The sequence below is a fragment of the Bartonella sp. MU70NMGDW genome, from assembly GCF_042194085.1.
Taxonomy (GTDB): Bacteria; Pseudomonadota; Alphaproteobacteria; order Rhizobiales; family Rhizobiaceae; genus Bartonella; species Bartonella grahamii.
In genome coordinates, this window is the sequence record NZ_JBHIMK010000236.1 from 1 (window position 1) to 1,830 (window position 1,830).

At 35.1% G+C, this 1,830-nt stretch carries 3 protein-coding genes and 1 pseudogene; 2 read left to right on the forward strand and 2 right to left on the reverse strand.

What is annotated here, in order from left to right; genetic code table 11:
• Together ACFIKE_RS10040 and ACFIKE_RS10045 are read left to right on the forward strand one after the other, a co-directional pair.
• A pseudogene (locus tag ACFIKE_RS10040) lies at positions 1–162 on the forward strand (late control protein); the annotation flags it as partial.
• A gap of 311 nt (positions 163–473) precedes the next feature.
• Positions 474–1,001, forward strand: a complete 528-nt coding sequence (locus ACFIKE_RS10045) for an antA/AntB antirepressor family protein (RefSeq protein ID WP_375649699.1) — start codon at positions 474–476, stop codon at positions 999–1,001.
• Between the two features lie 46 nt (positions 1,002–1,047).
• Here ACFIKE_RS10045 and ACFIKE_RS10050 read toward each other — a convergent pair whose 3' ends face one another.
• Positions 1,048–1,368 carry an addiction module antidote protein gene (locus tag ACFIKE_RS10050; RefSeq protein ID WP_006589073.1) on the reverse strand — a complete coding sequence of 107 codons (321 nt, stop codon included), beginning with the start codon at positions 1,366–1,368 and terminating at the stop codon, positions 1,048–1,050.
• The gene (locus ACFIKE_RS10055; protein WP_375649701.1) at positions 1,355–1,657 is read right to left on the reverse strand and encodes a type II toxin-antitoxin system RelE/ParE family toxin; all 303 of its coding nucleotides are present in this window, start codon (positions 1,655–1,657) and stop codon (positions 1,355–1,357) included. Before ACFIKE_RS10055 ends, ACFIKE_RS10050 begins: the two co-directional genes overlap by 14 nt.
• Positions 1,658–1,830: the final 173 nt, after the last annotated feature.

Below are 1,830 nucleotides of genomic sequence, written 5' to 3' on the forward strand. Positions count from 1 at the left end.
ACAAAAATAGAGTGCGAACTTTTTGATGCATCACAAGAAGATGCGGCTGGAAACGTTGCAAACACAACACCAGACAAGGATGATACCCTTGATCCAAACGCCCCACCAAACGCATGTGACGAAGGCGAAGGCGTAATCCATATGGATGAAGAGGATATATAAGTCAAATTAGTAAAAACGTAAAAAATCTCGAAAGCAGCTTGACAATGTGACGACAATATGAATAATCGAATCAGGTGCCTAAGAAACACCTTAATAGTAAGCGGATTTGGTTACGAAACAATCTCTTCTCCGCACGTTTAAAGGCTTTGACTCATTGTATGTTACACGCATATAATGATCTTGTCGGGTGTAGTTACGCTATACAATACCCTTTTGGGAAAAGCATAACGACGGACTTACTACCGTGTTTCTTAGCACCCGGCACTTTTTAAAAGTGTCATTAAGAAACATCTAAATAGTAAGGAATTCTTATGAACACTCTTATAGAAATTAAAGAACAAAATATTGGTCAAAAAACTGTTCAAACGGTTAACGCACGTGAATTACATACGTTTTTAGAAGTCAACTCTAAATTTGCAGATTGGATTGTACGTCGTATTAAAGAATATGGATTTTTGGAAAATCAAGATTATGGTTTTACGTTTCTCAAAAATGAGAAACGTAAAAATGTTATAAGTAAAGAATATCATCTCACCTTAGATATGGCGAAAGAGCTCTCAATGGTTGAGCGCAATGAGAAAGGACGTCAAGCTCGTCGTTACTTTATTGAATGTGAAAAGAAACTAAAAAGTCAATTTGTTGATTATGATGATATACGTTTTGCTTTCCCAAAAGATTGGGATAAAATGTCTCCAACTAAAAAGGCTGTTTACATTTATGGACCTCTCCACATGCATCTTGTCAAAGCCTTTACGTTGGTAGAAGAAAGCAAGCATTACAAAGCCATAATCAAAGAAGCAAAACAAGTCTTAGAAAGATCTGTAGTGAAAGCCGCTTAAGTAAAAAATATGCCTCCCCTCCCCGTTCTCAAAAATGGGGAGGTGGTCAAGATGCTTCTTCTAAAGCCGCTTGTTCCTTACAATTATTTTGGATAGGCGTTAAGCTAATCTGCAAATTTAAAGCACTCAAAACACTAAGAAAAGTAGAAAGTCGTGGATCACCTTTATCGCTTAAAGAACGATAAAGAGACTCGCGATTTAGTCCTGTCTCTTGAGAAACAGTTGTCATTCCTTGTTTACGCGCAATAATACCTAATACATGTGCAATATAGCCACTATTTTTGGTTTCTAAAGCATCATCTAATAAAATCTTAAAGTCTTCAGGCGTATTAAAATATTCACTTACATCAAATTTAGTAATTTCCATGTTTCATTTCCTTTACTAATTGAAGGGCTTTTTCGATATCTTTTTGTTGTGTGGATTTATCACCAGCAATTAATAACAAAATGATTTGTTTCCCTTGTTTTACAAAATAAATCCTATAGCCTGGTCCATAATTTATTTTTAGTTCACCAATGCCACGGAAATATTTCACGTCTCCTAGAAGCCCATATTCAAGGCGGAAAATACGTGCAGCAATTTTCTTTTGCACTTGTTTGTCTTTTAATGAGTCTAACCACTCTGTAAAATAGTGTGTTTTTTTAACAATAAACATCTGTAGTTTATATGCTACAAAATTGATAATGTCAAATACATTCTTTTGTTCCAATGAAAAAGCGACATGAGTTTTAACAAGCTATCTTTCCGAATGGGAAAGATGTCAATTTTTTAATCCAGCTCTGCTTTTGCGGGGCTTTTTTTATGGAGAATCATATGCGAAAAATATCA

Coding starts and splice junctions, on each gene's coding strand:
- ACFIKE_RS10045 (WP_375649699.1), top strand. CDS start 474: ATGAACACTCTTATAGAAATTAAAGAACAAAATATTGGTCAAAAAACT.
- ACFIKE_RS10050 (WP_006589073.1), bottom strand. CDS start 1,368: ATGGAAATTACTAAATTTGATGTAAGTGAATATTTTAATACGCCTGAA.
- ACFIKE_RS10055 (WP_375649701.1), bottom strand. CDS start 1,657: ATGTTTATTGTTAAAAAAACACACTATTTTACAGAGTGGTTAGACTCA.